Below are 18,521 nucleotides of genomic sequence, written 5' to 3' on the forward strand. Positions count from 1 at the left end.
GGCGGCGGGCGATCGCGCGGACGGGGGACGCCGGTCAGGTGTCCTGGAGCGCGGCCCGTGCGGTGAAGTGCTCGTCGAGCACCTTCAGCACGTCGGCGGCACGGCTGTTGAGGTAGAAGTGGCCGCCGGGCATGACCCGCAGGTCGAAGTCCGCGGTGGTGTGCTTCTCCCAGTCCCGGGCCTCGTCGACGGATGTCTTGGGGTCGCTGTCGCCGACGAGCGCGGTGACCGGGCAGCCCACCGTGGCGTCCGGAGCGCACCGGTAGGTCTCCACGGCCCGGTAGTCGCCGCGGAGCGCCGGCAGGATCATGCGGATCAGTTCCTCGTCCCCCAGCAGCCGGTCGTCGGTGCCGCTCATCGACTTGATCTCGGCGATGATGCCGTCGTCGTCACGGCGGTGGACCTGCTCGTCGCGGTAGCGGGAAGGGGCGCGCCGGCCCGAGGCGAACAGCCGTACCGGGCCGCCGCCCTCCCGCTCGAACCGCCGGGCGGTCTCGAAGGCGACGAGCGCGCCCATGCTGTGCCCGAAGAAGGTCAGCGGGCGGTCGTCCCAGCCGCGCAGGACCTCGTGCACTTGGTCGGCGAGGGTGCCGATGTCGTCGATCAGCGGCTCGTTGCGCCGGTCCTGGCGGCCGGGGTACTGCACGGCGACGACGTCGACGCGCGGGCTGAGCGCGGTGGCCACGGGAAGGTAGTAGCTGGCCGAGCCGCCGGCGTGGGGGAAGCAGACCAGGCGGTGGGCGGCGTCGGGAGCCGGGTCGAACCGCCGGCACCACAGGCCGTCGTCTGCGGGGGAAGCACTCACGCTGTTCGTCCGTCCTCTGTCAGGGGATTGCGGGTCTGGATCACTGGCGTGCTCCTGCGGGTGTGCCGCAACTATCCGGCACCGCTCTGCCGTTCGGGCCCTCGCGGCCCGAAGTCTGGTCGTTTCCCCCGTACTTGCCTCCGTGGGGCGGCTGTGCGTTGTGCGGCGGGAGGGCGCGGTGGCATAAAGCTGAGCGCCGGACGCGCATCCGAGGCGCCCGACCCCCAGCGAGGAGCCCCCATGCCCACCACCACGGATCCACGGCCCGCGACGGGCGAAGCACGACAGCGGTGAGCGGCGTCCCGGGCGGCAGGCTCTACGCGGTCAGTGACCTGCACGTCGCCTACGAGCGCAACCGCGAGGTGGTGCGGCGACTGCGCCCCGCCGATTCCTCCGACTGGCTGATCGTCGCCGGGGACGTCGGGGAGCTGACGGCGGACGTCGAGTGGGTGCTGCGGCTGCTGGCGGAGCGGTTCGCGACCGTGGTGTGGGTGCCGGGCAACCACGAGCTGTGGACGCACCCCGACGATCCGGTGCCGCTGCGCGGTGAGGCCCGCTACCGCAGTCTGGTCGAACTGTGCCGGTCGCTCGGGGTGCTGACCCCGGAGGACCCGTACGTCCGGTGGCCCGGCCCGGACGGGCCGGTGGTGATCGCGCCGCTGTTCCTGCTCTACGACTACTCGTTCCTGCCGCCGGGCGCCACCGGCACCGCCGATGCGCTGGCCCGGGCGGAGAAGGCGGGGGTGGTGGCCACCGACGAGTTCCTCCTGCACAGCGACCCCTACCCGGACCGGGCGGCCTGGTGCCGGGCCCGGGTGGAGTACACCCGCGGGCGGCTGGACGCCTGTCCGCCCGACCTGCCGACCGTGCTGGTGAACCACTTCCCGCTGGTCCGCGAGCCCACCCGCATCCTGCGCTACCCGGAGTTCGCGCTGTGGTGCGGCACCACCGCCACCCACGACTGGCACCGGCGCTACCGGGCGGCCACCGTCGTCTACGGCCATCTGCACATCCCCCGCACCACCTGGCACGACGGGGTGCCGCACCGTGAGGTGTCGCTGGGCTACCCGCGCGAGTGGCAGGCCCGCGGCATGCCCGATCCGTTGCTGCGCGAGATCCTGCCCCGGCGAGGTGCCCGATGACGTCGCTGATGCGCCGCCTGCTGCCGGACACGGTCGAAGTGACGGAGGTGCGCGGGGAGCTGACCGCACCGCCGCTGTTCCCGGAGGAGGAGGCGGTGGTGGCGCGGGCCGTGGACGGCCGCCGGCGCGAGTTCGCCACCGGGAGGAGGTGCGCCCGTCTGTCGCTGGCCGCGCTGGGCCTTGCGGCGCGACCGCTGCTGCCCGGCCCGCGAGGAGAGCCCCGCTGGCCCGCCGGGGTGGTCGGTGCGATGTCCCACTGCGACGGCTACCGGGTGGCTGCGGTGGCCCGTGCCACCGATCTGGCGGCGCTCGGCGTGGACGCCGAGCCGGCGGCCCGTCTCCCGGACGGCGTCCTGGAGGCGGTGTCGCTGCCCGAGGAGCGCGCCGACCTCGCCCGGCTGGGACGAACGGCCCCGGAAGTGCCCTGGGACCGGCTGCTGTTCAGCGCGAAGGAATCGGTCTACAAGGTGTGGTTCCCGCTCACCCGCCGGCCGCTCGGGTTCGAGGAGGCGCGGCTGCGCTTCACACGGGAGCGGGACGCCGCCGGCGCGGTGTGCGGGAGGTTCGAGGCCAGGCTGCTGGTGCCGGTTCCCGCCGAGTTCTCGGGTCCGGTCGGCGGTGCCGGGCTCACCGGCCGGTGGCTGGTCGACGAGGGGCTGGTGCTGACCGCGCTGGCACCCGTCGTGCGCCGGTCCGGTGACGGGCCGGACTCCTTCGAGCCGGCCGGCCCGGCTGCGGTCCGGCACCCGGGGTGACGGCCGGCCGGCACCTCCTGCCCGCCGCGTCAGCCCCCCGCTCCACGGGCCGCGGGCAGCCGCCGTGGGGCGTCGAACCGATGACGATCCGATGGAGAGACAGCGATGCCCCAGCTCGACACGACCGGTCCCGAGTCCGACACCGATGCGGTCCTCGCCGCGCGGCTGGCCGTCTCCGCGACGGCCACCGGGGGCGAGGTGATGTCGGACGTCGAGTTCTTCGAATGGTTCGACCGGCGCCGGCGCAGCCACAGCCAGGAGGTGCGCCGCAGCACCTTCGCCGCGATGTCCGGCTGGGACTTCGTCCCGGACACCGGTGATCTGGCGCATCGCAGCGGGCGGTTCTTCACCGTGCGCGGCATGCGGGTGCGCACCGACTTCGGTCCGGTGCCGGAGTGGACCCAGCCGATCATCCGGCAACCGGAGATAGGCATCCTCGGTCTGGCGGTCCGCGAGACCAACGGGGTGCTGCACTGCCTGATGCAGGCCAAGTCCGAGCCGGGCAATGTCAACGGGGTGCAGCTGTCGCCGACCGTGCAGGCCACCAAGAGCAACTACACCAGGGTGCACGGCGGTGCGTCGGTGCCCTATCTGGACTGCTTCCGGGAGCCGGAGGCGCGGGGTCACCGGGTGCTGGCCGATGTGCTCCAGTCCGAGCAGGGCTCGTGGTTCTTCTGCAAACGCAACCGCAACATGATCGTGGAGGTCGGCCCGGAGGTGGAGGCGGACGAGGACTTCTGCTGGCTGACCCTCCGTCAGGTGAATGCGCTGCTGCACTACGAGAACCTGGTCAACATGGACGCGCGTACGGTGCTGTCCTGCCTGCCGGACTGGCACCACGGCGCCGGCCCGGCCACGGGCGTCCACTCGGACGTGGCGATCCGCAGCTGGATCACCACACAGCAGAGCGAACGGGAGGCCAGCGCCTCCCTGTTGCCGCTGAGCGAGGTCGAGAAACGCGACTGGTACCGCGCCGAGGACCGCATCTCCCACGAGCGGGGCCTGTTCTTCAGCATCGTGCCGGTGGACGTCCTGTCCAACCGGCGTGAGGTGACGTCCTGGTCGCAGCCGCTGCTCGAACCGCACGGCGTGGGGGTGGTGGCGATGCTGGTGCGCCGGATCGACGGCGTGCCGCACTGTCTGGTGCAGGCCCGGGTCGAGCCGGGCTACCTGGACGTCGTCGAACTCGGCCCCACCGTGCAGTGCACCCCGGAGAACTACGCCCATCTGCCGGCGTCGGCCCGCCCCCGCTTCCTCGACCTGGTGACGCGGGCCCGTCCGGAACAGGTGCTGTTCGACACGGTGTTGTCGGAGGAGGGCGGCCGCTTCCTGAACGCGCAGAACCGGTACCTGATCATCGAGGCCGACGACGACGTCCCCGCCGACGTCCCCCGCGACTACCGCTGGGTGACCCTGCGTCAGCTCGGGGAGCTGCTGAAGTACAGCCACTACGTCAATGTGCAGGCGCGGACGCTGGTCGCGGCCCTGCGCAGCGTCACGGGGATCCCGACCGGCCTGCACCTGGCGGGCGTGCGGGGTGGCGGGGCGGTTCCGGCCGGAGAGGGGGGCGGCCGTGCGGATCATCGGTGACGGCTTCCTGGCCCGCAACCTGACCGACGCGTTCGGGGACCGCTTCCCCGGGGTGACCGCGATCGCCTCCGGGGTCTCCAGCACGGCCACCACGGCCGCCGCCGAGTACGACCGTGAGGCCGGGCTCCTCTACGAGGTGCTGGACGAGTGCCGCTCGGCGGACCGGCGGCTGCTGTTCCTCTCGACCGCCTCCTTCTCGCTGTACGGCTTCACGGACGACGCGGTGAGCGAGTCCGGTCCGCTGCGGCCGCCGACCACGTACGGCCGGCACAAGCTGGCGCTGGAGACCGTGGTGCGCTCCTCGGGCGTCGAGCACCTGATCCTGCGGGTGAGCCACGCGGTGGGCCGTCACCAGCGGCCGCACCAGCTGCTGCCGACCCTGGTCCGGCACATCGCCGAGGGCCGGGTGACGGTCCATCAGGGCGCGCACCGGGACCTGCTGGACGTACGGGATCTCGTGCACGCGGTCGACAGACTGCTGACGGACGGCGTGTGCGGCGAGGTGGTGAACGTGGCGTCGGGCGTCCCGCAACCGGTGGAGTCGATCGTGACGGCCATCGAGGACCGTCTGGGCGTCAGGGCCCACCGTGTGCACCGTCCCGGCCCGGCGGCCGTCACGCGCGCGTCCGTCGAGCGCCTTCGGCGGCTGGTGCCGGACTTCCGTGCGGCGACCGCGGATGAGGACTATCTGGGCGCGTTGCTGGACTCGTATCTGCCGTACTACACCGCCCAGTCGCGGGATCGCGCCGTGCTGCCGTCGCGGTGATCGCGGTGATCGCGCACAGACTGGGAGAACCCCTAGACATGTCCCCGTGGGCACCGGTGGGAAGCGGTGGTTCCGCCTAGCGTGGACCGCATGATCGAGCTTGCGGGAGTGACCAAGCGCTACGGCGAGAAGGTGGTGGTGGACGACCTCACCTTCACCGTCCGGCCGGGCTGTGTCACCGGATTCCTCGGCCCCAACGGAGCGGGCAAGTCCACCACGATGCGGATGATGCTCGGTCTGGACCGCCCCACGGGCGGCCGGGTCCTCATCGACGGCGAGCCCTACGCCCGGCTCAGGGAACCGCTGCGCCGCATCGGCGCCCTGCTGGACGCGAAGGCGATGCACGGCGGCCGGAGCGCGTACCAGAACCTCCGGTGTCTGGCCCTCAGCAACGACATACCGCTCTCGCGGGTCGGCGAGGTGCTCGAGGAGGTCGGGCTGGGCGCGGTGGCCACGAAGCGGCCCAAGGGCTTCTCGCTCGGGATGGGGCAGCGGCTCGGCATCGCCGCGGCACTGCTCGGTGATCCGGAGATCGTGATGCTGGACGAGCCGGTCAACGGTCTCGACCCGGAAGGCATCCACTGGATCCGGACCCTGATGAAGCGGCTCGCGGCGGAGGGCCGCACGGTGTTCGTCTCCAGCCATCTGATGAGCGAGATGGCGCTGACCGCCGATCACCTGGTCGTCATCGGCCGCGGCCGGCTGCTCGCCGACACCGGTATGCAGGAGTTCATCGACCGCAACTCCCGTTCTTCCGTACGGATCCGCACCCCCGAACCGGAGAAGCTGCGGGACGCCCTCGCCACGGCCGGCATCACGGCCACCGAGACCGCCTCGGGTGCGTTCGAGGTGACCGAGGTACCGGCGGAGCGGCTCGGTGAGCTGGCCCTGGAGCACCGCGTCCTGCTGCACGAACTCAGCCCGCAGCACGCCTCGTTGGAAGAGGCGTTCATCGCCCTGACCGGTGAGTCGGCCGAGTACCGCACGGGCGCGCCCACCGCCGACGCCGCGCCGGGCGCCGCCGGGAGCACGCCGCAGACCATCGGAACGGAGTCCTGACCCATGTCCGCACCCACCGCGACCCTGCGCTCCGAGTGGGCCAAACTCACCACGGTCCGCTCCACGGGGTGGACCCTGTTCGCCGCCTTCGCGGTCACCGTGGTCTTCGGCACGCTGATCAGCGCGCTGTCCAACGCCAACTACGACGACCTGTCGCAGCAGGACAAGCAGGCCTTCGACGCCGCCGGGACCAGCTTCACCGGCGGGCTCCTCGGCCAGCTGGCGCTGATCGCGTTCGGGGTCATGGTGATCGGCGGCGAGTACAGCACCGGGGCGATCCGCAACTCGCTGGCGGCGGTGCCGCGGCGCGGCCTGTTCTACGTGAGCAAGATGGCGGTGGCGACGGCCGCCGCCCTCGTCGTCAGCATGGCCACCAGCTTCGTGACCTTCTTCGCCGGACAGGCGGTGCTCGGCTCGCACAGCACCACCATCGGCGCGCACAACGTGCTCCGCGCGACACTGGGCGCGGGGCTCTACATGACGCTGATGGCCGTGTTCTCGATGGGCGTGGCCACCATGCTGCGCAGCTCCATGCTGTCCATGGGCATTCTGATGCCGTTCTTCTTCCTGGTCACCCAGATCCTGACCTCGGTGCCCGGCGCGAAGAAGGTGGCGCACTACCTCCCCGACCAGGCCGGTGCGGCGATGGCACGGGTGGTGCCGAGGTCGGACGTGCCCTACGGGCCGGGGGGCGGTCTGGTCATCATGCTGCTGTGGGTGGCCGCGGCGCTGCTCGGCGGCTACCTCGTGCTGCGCAACCGGGACGCGTAGTCCCACCCGGCGAAAGACCCGGCACCGCGTGCTCGTGGTGCCGGGTCTTCGGCTGTCAGTCCCGGGCCCAGTCCGGGATCTCCAGGACGGTCAGGACGGCCGAGGTGGAGACCCAGCCGGCCGCGGACGTCGTCATCAGGATGTTGTCGCCCGGGGACACCAGCCCGTTGACGAGCAGGTGGTTGAGGGAGACCGCCATGTCGCAGGCGCCCATGTGCCCGTACTCCTTGCCGAAGTGGGCGGTGGAGCGCGACATCGGCAGGCCCAGCGGCTGCATCTTCGTCTGCTCGACCATGAGGGAGTCGCTGTTCGCGGCGACCACCCAGCGCAGGTCCGACGCGTTCAGCCCCGCGTCCACCAGCGAGCGGTGCACCAGGTCCAGCTCGAAGTCCCGGATCATCTCCATGCACTTGTCGAGCGGCATCACGTGCTGGTTGAAGTACATCAGCAGGTCCAGCGTGCCGGAGGCCTTGCGCTCCTCCCCACGGAACGGCAGCAGTGACTCCTCTCCCCGGTGCCACTGCTCCAGTTCCGGCATGGTGCCGGAGTTCACCGCCCGCAGCGCCGCGAACCCGCCCTCGCGGCTGAGCAGGACGGCGGCGCCGCCGTCGCTGGCGGTGAAGCCGGTGCCGAAGCCGCGCCACCGGTCGATCAGCGGGCTGGTGAAGTTCTCCGCCGCCGTCACCAGCGCGGTCTCGGCGCCCGCGGCTCCCGTCAGCTGTCCGACGGCGACCTCGATGCCGGCCAGCAGGCCGTTGGAGTGCTGGCGCACGTCCGTGCTCGCCACTCCGCTCGCGCCGAGCTCACGCAGCACGTACCCGGGCGGGTAGAACCCCTCGGGGCCGTGCTGGACGGCGGTGCAGTGCACATGGAAGTCGAGGTCGTCGATTTCGTTGCCGGACCGCCGGAACGCGTTCCGGGCGGCGAGCACGGCCATGTCCAGCGCGGGCAGGTCGCCCGCGATGTAGGCGGTGGTGAGCCCGGTCGCGTACTGGATGGAGAACTCGTCGTAGAGGCCTTGCTCGACGGCCTCCTCGACGGTCACCCGCTGCTCCGGGATGTAGACCCCGACCGTGTCGACATAGACGCCGTTCGTCTTCATCTGTGGCTGTTCTCCTTGGTTGTCGTGAGGGGGGTCGTGTCGGACGCCGGGCGGCTGACGCGCACGGGCGAGGGTGCCGGGGTCATCGGCGCAGCAGTTCTTCCTTGAGACGCGTCACCAGCAGTACGGGCGTGTCGGCCTCGAACAGCAGGGCGGCGGGCAGCCGGAGCCCGGTGGTCTCGCGCAGCCGGTTGCGCAGGGCGAAGGCGGTGAGCGAGTTGAGGCCGATGTCGCGGAAGGCACGGGTGTCCTCGACGGCTTCCGGCGAGGAGTAGTCGAGCACCGCCGCCACGTCGGTGCGCACGAGGTCCAGGAGGACGGCGTCGCGCTCGGCGTCGGCCAGCCCGGCGAGGCGGCGCCGGAGCAGGCTGAGGGCGCCCGCGGCTCCCGGCCGGCCGGCCCGGCGCCGGGCCGGAGGTCCGGCCAGGCCCCGCAGCGGCGCGGGCAGGCTCGCGTCGCCCGACCTGCCGAGGAGCGTCCCGGTGTCGGGGCGGAGCAGGACGGCGGTGGGGGCCTGCGCCGCGCACGCGGCGTCGAACAGGTCCCGGCACGCGGTCCGGGTCAGCCGGCCGATCCCCGCAGGCGTGGCGTCCGCGGCACGGTCCTGGCCGTCCCAGGGGCCCCAGGCCACCGACAGCCCGGGCAGGCCCTCGGCGTGGCGCCGGCGGGCCAGGGCGTCGAGGAAGGCGCCCAGGGCGGCCTCCTCGCCCCGTCCCGCCGCCCCCAGCGTGCCGGCGGCGGACGAGAGGAGGACCAGGGGCACCGCGGCGGGCCCGGACCCGCCGGGCGCCGTCAGCTCGGCGAGGTGCAGGGCCGCCCTCAGCTCCGCCTCCAGCGGCTCCTCGTCCGCGTCCGCCGGGTCGCCGCTCTCCCGGCGGTGCGGCACCTGGGCCGCGTGCACGACCGCGGTCAGCGGGTGCCCGGCGGGCACCGCGGCCAGGAGCGCGGCCGGCGCCCCCGGCGAGGCCGGGTCGCACTCGGTGACGGTCACCTCGGCTCCTCTCCCGGTCAGTTCCGCCGCGAGCCGGGCGAGTTCCCCGCCCCTCGCCGGGGCTCCGAGCAGCAGTCGGCGCACATCTGCCCGGTCCGCCAGGTGCCGGGCGATCTCGGCGCCGGCCGGCCGGTCGGCGCCGGTGACCAGGACGGTCCCGCGCGGGTCGATCGCCAGGCCCGCCCCGTCGGCGACGGCGGGGACGGCGGCCAGTCGTGGAACGCGCACGGTGCCCTGGACCAGCGCCAGTTGGGGTTCGGGGAGGGCCAACGCCGCGGGCAGGGCGCGCCAGGAGGCGCGCCTGCCGTCCAGATCGGCCAGGACCAGCCGGTCCGGGTCGGCCGACTGGGCGGACCGGATCAGGCCCCAGACCGCGGCGACCGCCGGGTCCGGCGCCCGGGTGCCGTCGTCGGCGAGCGCGCCGCGGGTCAGGACGACGAGCCGCGCGTCGGCGAACCGGTCGTCGGAGAGCCACTCCCCCGCCAGCGCGGCGACGTCCCGCACCGCGGTCGCCCCGGTGACGTCCCCGGGCGCGGGCACACAGCCGGTCAGGACCGCCTCGGGCACGGCCGCGCCGGAGTCCAGCGCCTTGGCGAGCGCGGTGAGGCTGTCGTAGGCCTCGGTGTAGACGCCCGCCTTCATCAGCGCCGCGCGAGCGCCGAGCGGATCGGGTCCGACGAGTGCCCAGCGGGGCTTCTCCGCGGGCGCCGCGCACCCGGTCTCGGGCCACGCGAGACGCAGGAGCGGACCGTGCTGTGCGGTGCGGGCGCCGGTGAGCCGTGCCGGGTCGGCTGCCCCGAGCCGTATCCCGCCGACCGACGCGACGGGCAGCCCTGTGTCGTCGGCGGCCTCCACGGCGATGGTGTCGGTCCCGGTACGGGTCAGCCGGACCCGCAACGACGGGGCCCCGACGGCGTGCAGCGCCACCCCGTGCCAGGTGTCCGGCAGGCGCGGTGCGTCGGCGCCGGGGGTGTCCCCCGTGAGGGTGAGGGTGCGCAGGGCGGTGTCCAGCAGCGCGGGGTGCAGGCAGTAGGAGCCGGCCTGCGGCCGCTGTTCGGCGGTCAGGGCGACCTCGGCGAACAGGTCGTCGCCGCGCCGCCACAGGCCCCGCAGGCCCTCGCCGGCCGGCACGGGCAGGTCGGCCGGGTCGGCGGGCTCGGCGTCGGCGGGCGGCCAGAGTTCCAGGTCGAAGGCGGCCGGACCGTCCGCGGGGCACAGCACCGCCCGGGCGTGGCGGGTCCAGGGCGTGCCGGGCAGGGCGCCCGCGCGCCGGGAGTACACCCGCAGGGGGCGTTCCCCCGACGGCTCCGCCTCGCCGACCGTGACCCGCAGCCGGATCTCGTCCCGTTCGGGCAGGACCAGGGGTTCCTCCGGGGTCAGTTCGAGGACGTGGTCGCATCCGACCCGTTCGCCGGCCTGGAGGGCGAGTTCGACGAGCATCGTGCCGGGCACGGCCCGCGGGGCGGCCCCGGCGTGGGAGGCCGGCCACTGCTGCGCGGCGCGGGACAGCGTGCCGGTCAGCACGAGCCCGCCCGGCTCGGGCAGTTCGACGACCGAGTCCAGCAGCGGGTGCCGGTCCGCCGGACCCGTGGTGGCCGGGTCGGCGCCGGAGTGCGGGGCGGCCGCCATCCAGTAGTGGCGGCGGTGGAAGGCGTACGTGGGCAGCGGGATCCGGCGTGCCCCGGTGGGGGCCAGCACGGTGTCCCAGCGGACGTCGACGCCCCGGACGTGCAGCTGCGCGAGGAGGGTCACGACGTCGAGCCCGTCCGGGCCGGTGAGCGGCAGCAGGTCCGGGCACGCGTCGGGCTCGGCGTCGTCGTGAAGGGGATGGCCGTCGCCGTCCGGCTCGCCGAGGACGACCAGTGTGCGGTGGCCGCTGTCCAGCAGCGCCCGCAGCGCCTGCCCGGGCCGGCCGGGATCCGCCAGAGCGGTGGCCCACCGGGCGGCGCCGGGCTCCTCGCCGTCCAGCCAGCCGCCGGTCGCGGCCGAGCAGAACGGCGTGCCGGCGGGGGTGAAGCCGACCTGTGGCGCGGGCTCGTCCGTCGTCCTGCTGTGGTGCACCGCGAGCCGGGCGCCGGCTTCGAGCGGGAGCAGTCCGGCGGCGCAGGCCGCCGCGATCTCGCCGTCGCCCCGGCCGGTCACGGCCGCGGGCTCGATGCCGTACGAGCGCAGCAGTTCGGTCACCGCGACGGCTACCGCCCAGCCCAGCGGTCCGGCGATCTCCGGCCGGTGCCGCCAGTCGGGGGCGGTGCGTCCCGCGAGGACGTCGGCGGGGGCCCAGTCGACCAGCCCGGACAGGGCACGTCCGCAGGCTTGCAGTGCTTCGGCGAACACGGGGGCGGAGTCGGCCAGCGGTGCGGTGCTCGCCGTCCACCGGGCGTCGGCGGCCGGGAAGGCGAGGACGAGGGCGGGCTGTGCGGAGCCGGCCGGGGCGGTGCCGCTGACGACGGGGGCGTCGGGTTCGGTCCCGTCCGCCAGCGCCTTCAGGGTGCGCAGCGCCGTGTCGTGGTCGGGGACGGTGAGCACCGCGCGGTGTTCGAGGGCGGAGCGGGTGGTGGCGAGCGACAGGGCCACGTCCGCCAGCCGCGTCGCGGGTTCGTCCGTCAGGAACGCGTGCAGGCGGGCCGCCTGGCCGCGCAGTGCCTCGGCACTGCGCGCGGAGAGCGGCAGCGGCATGCCGCCGGGCGGCTGCGGAGTCCCGGCCGGGGCGTCGTCGGCGGTCCGGGCGTCGGCGGGGGTGCCGGTGGCGCCGATGGCGTCTTCCCCGTCCCGGGGCGGCTCTTCGATGATCACGTGGGCGTTGGTGCCGCTGATGCCGAAGGAGGACACGCCGGCCCGGCGCGGGCGGTCGCCGGGCGGCCAGGGCACGTCCTCGCGCAGCAGCTCCACCGCGCCGGCGGACCAGTCGACGTGCGGGGAGGGCGGGTCGGTGTGCGGGGTGCGGGGCAGGACGCCGTACCGCATCGCCATGATCATCTTGATGACCCCGCCGGCGCCGGAGGCCGCCTGGGTGTGTCCGATGTTGGCCTTCATCGAGCCCAGCCACAGCGGCCGCGCACGGTCCTGCCCGTACGTGGCGAGGACCGCCTGTGCCTCGATCGGGTCGCCGAGCGGGGTGCCCGTGCCATGGGCCTCGACGGCGTCCACGTCGGCGGCGGCGAGTCCGGCGGAGCGCAGCACCTGGCGGATCAGGCGCTGTTGGGCGGGTCCGCTGGGGGCGGTCAGGCCGTTGGAGGCACCGTCCTGGTTGATGCCGCTGCCCGCGATCCGGGCGAGGACGGTGTGGCCGCGCCGCCGGGCGTCGGAGAGCCGCTCCAGGAGCAGCAGGCCGACGCCCTCGGCCCAGTTGGTGCCGTCGGCGTCGGCCGAGAACGGCTTGCACCGGCCGTCGGCGGCCAGGGTGCGCTCCCGGCTGAAGGCCAGGTAGGGGTCCGGCTGCGACATGACCGCCACACCGCCGGCGAGCGCCAGGTCGCACTCCCCGGCGCGCAGGGCCTGCGCCGCCAGGTGCAGGGCGACCAGGGAGGACGAGCAGGCCGTGTCCACGGCCACCGAGGGGCCTTCGAGACCGAAGGCGTACGACACCCGGCCCGCGGCCACGTTGCCGGCCGTCCCCATCTGCATCCCGGACGCGTAGTCGTGATAGGTCACGCCCGCGAACACGCCGGTGCGGCTGCCCTTGAGGGAGGTGGGGGCGATCCCGGCCCGTTCGAACACCTCCCAGGAGGTCTCCAGCAGCAGTCGCTGCTGCGGGTCCATGGTGAGCGCCTCACGGGGCGAGACACCGAAGAGCCCGGCGTCGAACTCGCCCGCGTCGTAGAGGAATCCGGCTTCGCGGACGTAGGTGGTGCCGGGGCGGTCGGAGTCCGGGTGGTACAGCGCGTCGAGGTCCCAGCCGCGGTCGGCGGGAAACGGGCCCAGTCCCTCGGCTCCCGCGGCGACCAGGCGCCACAGCGCCTCGGGCGAGTCGGCCCCGCCGGGGAAACGGCAGCCCATGCCGACGATCACCACGGGGTCGTCGTCGGGTCGGCCGGTGTCGAGGCGGTCGGGGGTGTCCTCGTCCTCGGTCCGCTCCCCGTCCAGGCCCAGTTCCGTGGCCAGGTGCCGGATCAGGGCGCCGGAGGTGGGGTGGTCGTAGACGAGGGTGGCGGGCAGACGCAGTCCGGTCTCCTGCCCGAGCCGGTTGCGCAGGTTCACGGCGGCGAGCGAGTCGAAGCCGAGTTCCTTGAACGGTTTGTCGGAGCCGACGAGGTCGGCGCTGTCGTAACCGAGGATCGCGGCGACCTGTCCGGTGACGAGCTCGGCCAGCGCGCGGTGCCGCCGGGCCCGGGGCAGGGAGGCGAGCCGCCGGGCGAATCCGCCGCCCTCGCCGGTCGCGCCCGCCGCGCCGCGCCGGACGGTGACGCGCAGCAGTCCGCGCAGCAGCGGGGGCAGTTCACCGGCTTCGGCGCGCGAGCGCAGGGCGCGCTGGTCGAGCCGCATGGCGAGCAGCAGCGCCCGGTCGGCGGCGGTACCGGCGTCGAACAGGGACAGACCCCGCTCGGCGGAGAGGGGGATGACGCCCTGGGCGGCCGTTCTGGCCGTGTGGGCGGGGTCCAGGGCGGCCGTCATGCCGCCGAAGCGCTCCCACGGCCCCCACGCGAGTGAGGTCGTCGGCAGTCCTGCCGCGCGGCGGTGCTGGGCGAGGGCGTCGAGGAAGGTGTTGGCGGCCGCGTAGGTGGCCTGGCCGGGATTGCCGAGCAGGCCGGCCGCCGACGAGAACACCACGAACGCGGAGAGGTTCTGGTGCCGGGTCAGCTCGTGCAGGTGGGCGGCGGCGGTGGCCTTGGCGTCGAAGACGGTGGCCAGGCGCTCGGGCGTGAGCGAGGTGAGCAGGCAGTCGTCGAGCACACCGGCGGTGTGCACCACCGCGGTGACCGGGTGCTCGGCCGGGACGGCGGCGAGGAGGGCGGCCAGCGCCGCGCGGTCGGAGACGTCGCACGCCTCGACCGTCACCTCGGCGCCGAGCCCGGTCAGTGCGTCGCGCAGCCCGGCCGCGCCCGCGGCCCGGGGCCCGGACCGGCTGACCAGCAGCAGCCGCCGTACGCCGTGCTCGGCCACCAGATGCCGGGCGGTCAGGGCGCCCAGCCCGCCGGTGCCGCCGGTGATCAGCACGGTCCCTTCGGGTCCGAACGCCGGCGGTGTTCCTTCGGCGGGACGCGGCGCGCGGACGGCCCTGGGCGCCAGCAACACACCGCCGCGGACGGCTAGTTGGGGTTCCTCGCCCTGGAGGGCGGACAGGGGCGGGGAGTCGGGCGTGTCACGGTCGACGAGCAGGAAGCGGCCGGGGTGCTCCGACTGAGCCGTGCGCACGAGCCCCCAGAGAGGGGCGTGGACGAGGTCGGATACGCGGTCCTCCGGTGCGGCCGCCACGGCGTGGCGGGTGAGCACCACCAGACGGGATCCGTCGAGCCGCTCGTCGGCCAGCCACTGCTGGAGGACGGCCAGGACGGCCGCGGTGGCGTCCTGGGCCGCGGCGGCGAGGCCCGGACCGTCGCCGGGGTGGTCGGCGGAGGCCACCGGCAGCAGCACGGTCGTGGGCGCCGGCGTGCCCTCGTCCAGGGCGGCCCGCAGCGCGGCGAGGTCGTGGTGGACTTGCACGGGGACGCCCTGCTCGGCGAGGCGGGCGGCGAGGGCAGCGCCCTGCGGGGCGAGCACCGCCCAGTCGCCGCCCTCGCCCGCCGCGGGTCCCGCGTCGGCGGCCTGACCGGCCACCGGCGCCCACTCCAGCACGTACAGTCCGTCGGCCCGCCGGTCGGCGGCCGGCGCGGAGACGGCGGAGAAGGTCAGGGAGACGGAGTCGACGGTGGCCAGCGGCAGCCCGTGGGTGTCCGCCAGGGTGAGCGAGACGCGGTCGGTGCCCGCGCCCGTGACCCGCAGCCGGGCGGCGCCCGCTCCGGTCGCGTGCACGGTCACGCCGTGCCAGTCCTGCGGCAGTGCGACACGGCCCTCGCCCGCCTCGGGCGCGGCCCACAGGACGGTCTGGAGCGCGGCGTCGAGCAGCACGGGATGCAGGCCGAAGGCGGCGGCGCTTCCCTCGCGCGGCTCCTCCGGGACGGCGAGCTCGGCGAAGAGCTCACCGCCGCGGCGCCACAGGGCGCGTACCGCGCGGAAGGCCGGGCCGCGGGAGTGGCCGCGCACGGCCAGCAGGTCGTACAGGTCGTCCACGTCGACGGGTTCGGCCTGCTCGGGGGGCCAGAGGCCGGTCTCCGGCGGGTCCGAGGGGGGCTGGCCGGTGGTGGTGGAGAGGATGCCCTCGGCGTGGCAGCGCCAGGGCTGGTCGCCGTCGTCGTCCGGGCGGGAGTGGACCGTCACCGTGCGCCGTCCCGTGTCGTCGGCGGCTCCGACCAGGATCTGCATCCGCACCCCGCCCCGTGGGGGCAGCGGGAGCGGCTCACGGAGGGTCAGCGTCTCCAGGGCGGTGCAGCCGGCCTCGTCGCCCGCCCGTACGGCCAGTTCGACGAGGACGGACTCGGGCAGCAGCGCGTTGCCCGCCACCTCGCGGTCGGCGAGCCAGGAGTGCGAGCGCACGGACAGCCGGCCGGTGAGCAGGACGCCACCGGCACCGGCGAGTTCGACGGTGGCGCCGAGCAGCGGGTGCCGCGCGGCCCCGAGGCCCGCGGCTCGGATCCCGGCGGCGCCGGACGCCGTGGCGGGCAGCCAGGCGCGACGCCGCTGGAAGGCGTAGGTGGGCAGGGCTTCCGGCGGTGGGGCGGGGGTGTCCGTGCCCGCGGGAGTACTCGTGCCCGTGCCCGTGCCCGTGAGGAGGCCGGTCCAGTCGACGGCGGCGCCGCGGGTGTGCAGGGCGGCGAGGGCGGTCTCGAAGGCACGGGGTCCTGGCTGGTCCTTGTGCAGGGCCGGAACGGCCAGCACCTCGTCCTGGGCCGGCAGGCTCTGCGCCGCGAGGGCGGACAGGGTGCCGTCGGGGCCGAGTTCCAGGCAGCGGGTGACGCCGAGGCCGGCCAGGGTACGGACGCCGTCGGAGAAGCGGACCGCGTGCCGGACGTGCCGCACCCAGTAGCCGGGGTCGGCCAGGTGGTCGGGGTCGGCCGGGCGGCCGGTGAGGTCGGACACGATGGTCAGGCGCGGCGGGTGGAACTCCAGCGACTCGGCGATCCGCCGGAAGTCGCGCAGCATCGGTTCCATCAGCGGCGAGTGGAAGGCGTGGCTCACCCGGAGGGCGGTGGCGCGGTGGCCGTTCGCCCTGGCCTGTTCCGCGATCTCCTCGACGTCGGCGGCGACGCCGGCGATCACCGTGGCGCGGGGCGCGTTGACGGCGGCGACACCGACCCGGTCGGTGCGTCCCTCCAGCAGGGGCAGCACCTCGGCCTCGGGGAGCTGGAGGGAGAGCATGGCACCGCCCTCGGGGAGCGCCTGCATCAGCCGGCCGCGGGCCACCACCAGCCGGCAGGCGTCGGCGAGGGACCAGACCCCCGCCACGTACGCGGCCGCCAACTCGCCGACGGAGTGCCCGAGAAGTACGTCGGGACGTACGCCGAAGGACTCGGCGAGCCGGAACAGGGCGACTTCCAGGGCGAACAGCGCGGGCTGCGCGTACCCCGTGCGGTTCAGCAGATCGGCGTCCGTGCCGAACACCACGTCCTGCAAGGGGCGTTCGAGGGTGGAGTCGACCTGGGCGCACACCTCGTCGAAGGCGTCCGCGAACACCTCGAAGGTCTCGTGCAGTTCCCGTCCCATGCCGAGGCGCTGGGAGCCCTGTCCGGCGAAGAGGAAGGCGGTCCGGCCGCTTCCCGAGGCCGAGCCGGTGACCAGGCCGGGCCGGGCGTGGCCGGCGGCCAGGGCGTCCAGGCCGCGCACCAGTTCGTCGCGGTCGGTGCCGAGCACCACGGCGCGTTCCTCGAACACGGACCGGGTGGTCAGCAGCGCGGCGGCGGTGCGCGCCGGGTCCGTCGCCGGGCGGGACCGTACGAAGTCGGCGAGCCGCCGGGCCTGGTCGCGCAGGGCGGCGGGGGTACGGCCGGTGACCCTCCAGGGCACCGCCCCGGACGGCAGACGCAGGGCCTGCGGCACGGGCCCGGGCGTGCCGGGATCCGCGCCGGGCTCGTCCGGGGCCTGTTCCAGCACGACGTGGGCATTGGTGCCGGAGACGCCGAAGGCGGACACCCCCGCCCGGCGCGGACGGTCCGCCTGCCGCGGCCAGTCGGTGTTCTCCTGCACCAGCCCGACGGCACCGGCCGTCCAGTCCACGCGGGTGGTGGGCTCGCCGGCGTGCAGGGTGCGCGGGAGCAGGCCGTGGTGTATGGCCAGCACCATCTTGATCACACCGGCGACGCCGGCGGCGGCCTGGGTGTGCCCGATGTTCGACTTCACCGACCCCAGCCACAACGGCCGCTCACGATCCTGGCCGTAGGTGGCCAGCAGTGCCTGCGCCTCGATCGGATCACCCAGCGCCGTACCCGTGCCGTGCGCCTCCACCGCGTCGACATCGCTCGGCACCAGACCACCGGCCGCCAGCGCGGCCCGGATCACCCGCTGCTGCGAAGGACCGTTCGGTGCCGTCAGACCGTTCGACGCACCGTCCTGGTTGACCGCGCTGCCCCGCACCACCGCCAGTACCCGGTGCCCGTTGCGCCGCGCATCCGACAGCCGCTCCACCACAACCACACCAACGCCCTCACCCCATCCCGTGCCGTCGGCACCCTCCGCGAACGCCTTGCACCGCCCGTCCACCGCAAGCCCCCGCTGCCGCGAGAACTCCACAAAGGCACCCGGCGTCGACATCACCGTCACCCCACCCGCCAACGCCAGATCACACTCACCCGCCCGCAACGCCTGCACCGCCAGATGCAGAGCAACCAGCGACGACGAGCAGGCGGTGTCCACCGTCACCGCGGGGCCTTCCAGGCCCAGCACGTACGACACCCGCCCCGACAGCACCGACGCGGTGATGCCGGTGGTCAGATGGCCGTCGGACTCCTCGGGCCGGTCGAGCATGAGCGCGAGGTAGTCCTGGCCGTTGGTGCCGGTGAACACGCCGGTACGGCTGCCGCGCAGCGCGCCCGGGTCGATGCCCGCACGTTCCAGTGCCTCCCAGGAGGTCTCCAGCAGCAGCCGCTGCTGGGGGTCCATGGTCGTGGCCTCGCGGGGCGATATGTCGAAGAACGTGGAGTCGAACAGCGGTGCGTCGTAGAGGAACGCTCCCTGGCGGGCGTACGTGGTGCCGACGCCGCCCGCCGCGTCGAGGACACCGTCGAGGTCCCAGCCGCGGTCGGCGGGGAAGTCGGCGACGGTGTCGCGGCCCTCGGTGAGCAGCCGCCAGAACTCCTCGGGCGTGTCCGCACCGCCGGGAAAGCGGCAGCCGAGACCGACGATCGCGACGGGCTCCTGGCGGCTCGTCTCGATGTCGTGAAGACGCTTGCGGGTCTGGCGGAGGTCCGCCGTCACCCTTTTCAGGTAGTCCCGCAGCTTCTCTTCATTGCTCGCCATCGTGCTCCACTTCCTCGCGAAAAAGCCGTGAACGGTCCCGTCGCCCGAGCCGGG

General features: G+C 74.4%; 9 protein-coding genes. 6 read left to right on the plus strand and 3 right to left on the minus strand.

Annotated features, from left to right (window positions below):
- Positions 1–34: 34 nt before the first annotated feature.
- Positions 35–805, minus strand: coding sequence for a thioesterase II family protein (locus ACFY2L_RS35340; protein WP_390662552.1), 771 nt, complete (start codon positions 803–805; stop codon positions 35–37).
- 290 nt (positions 806–1,095) lie between these two features.
- On the opposite strand from ACFY2L_RS35340, the gene ACFY2L_RS35345 reads away from it, so the two are divergent.
- From ACFY2L_RS35345 to ACFY2L_RS35370, 6 genes are all read left to right on the plus strand, one after another.
- The gene (locus ACFY2L_RS35345) at positions 1,096–1,947 is read left to right on the plus strand and encodes a metallophosphoesterase family protein (protein WP_390824379.1); all 852 of its coding nucleotides are present in this window, start codon (positions 1,096–1,098) and stop codon (positions 1,945–1,947) included.
- A gap of 5 nt (positions 1,948–1,952) precedes the next feature.
- Positions 1,953–2,702, plus strand: coding sequence for a 4'-phosphopantetheinyl transferase (locus ACFY2L_RS35350; protein WP_390824399.1), 750 nt, complete (start codon positions 1,953–1,955; stop codon positions 2,700–2,702).
- A 105-nt stretch (positions 2,703–2,807) separates the two neighbouring features.
- A complete protein-coding gene (locus ACFY2L_RS35355) occupies positions 2,808–4,292 on the plus strand; it encodes an NDP-hexose 2,3-dehydratase family protein (protein WP_390662554.1) in 1,485 nt (494 codons plus the stop codon).
- A complete protein-coding gene (locus tag ACFY2L_RS35360; RefSeq protein WP_390824380.1) occupies positions 4,276–5,058 on the plus strand; it encodes an NAD-dependent epimerase/dehydratase family protein in 783 nt (260 codons plus the stop codon). The genes ACFY2L_RS35355 and ACFY2L_RS35360 overlap by 17 nt, the downstream gene beginning before the upstream one ends.
- 90 nt (positions 5,059–5,148) lie before the next feature.
- Complete coding sequence (locus ACFY2L_RS35365; protein ID WP_390662556.1) at positions 5,149–6,117, plus strand: ABC transporter ATP-binding protein; 969 nt, start codon at positions 5,149–5,151, stop codon at positions 6,115–6,117.
- A 3-nt stretch (positions 6,118–6,120) separates the two neighbouring features.
- On the plus strand, positions 6,121–6,888 hold the full coding sequence (locus ACFY2L_RS35370; RefSeq protein WP_390662557.1) for an ABC transporter permease: 768 nt from the start codon (positions 6,121–6,123) through the stop codon (positions 6,886–6,888).
- A 55-nt stretch (positions 6,889–6,943) separates the two neighbouring features.
- On the opposite strand, the gene ACFY2L_RS35375 is transcribed toward ACFY2L_RS35370, so the two are convergent.
- On the minus strand, positions 6,944–7,990 hold the full coding sequence (locus ACFY2L_RS35375; RefSeq protein WP_390662558.1) for a ketoacyl-ACP synthase III family protein: 1,047 nt from the start codon (positions 7,988–7,990) through the stop codon (positions 6,944–6,946).
- An 82-nt stretch (positions 7,991–8,072) separates the two neighbouring features.
- Positions 8,073–18,467, minus strand: a complete 10,395-nt coding sequence (locus ACFY2L_RS35380; protein ID WP_390824381.1) for an SDR family NAD(P)-dependent oxidoreductase — start codon at positions 18,465–18,467, stop codon at positions 8,073–8,075.
- Between the last annotated feature and the right edge of the window lie 54 nt (positions 18,468–18,521).

This window comes from Streptomyces sp. NPDC001381 (genome assembly GCF_042895685.1).
Taxonomy (GTDB): Bacteria; Actinomycetota; Actinomycetes; order Streptomycetales; family Streptomycetaceae; genus Streptomyces.

Coding starts and splice junctions, on each gene's coding strand:
- ACFY2L_RS35370 (WP_390662557.1), top strand. CDS start 6,121: ATGTCCGCACCCACCGCGACCCTGCGCTCCGAGTGGGCCAAACTCACC.
- ACFY2L_RS35380 (WP_390824381.1), bottom strand. CDS start 18,467: ATGGCGAGCAATGAAGAGAAGCTGCGGGACTACCTGAAAAGGGTGACG.
- ACFY2L_RS35355 (WP_390662554.1), top strand. CDS start 2,808: ATGCCCCAGCTCGACACGACCGGTCCCGAGTCCGACACCGATGCGGTC.
- ACFY2L_RS35375 (WP_390662558.1), bottom strand. CDS start 7,990: ATGAAGACGAACGGCGTCTATGTCGACACGGTCGGGGTCTACATCCCG.
- ACFY2L_RS35365 (WP_390662556.1), top strand. CDS start 5,149: ATGATCGAGCTTGCGGGAGTGACCAAGCGCTACGGCGAGAAGGTGGTG.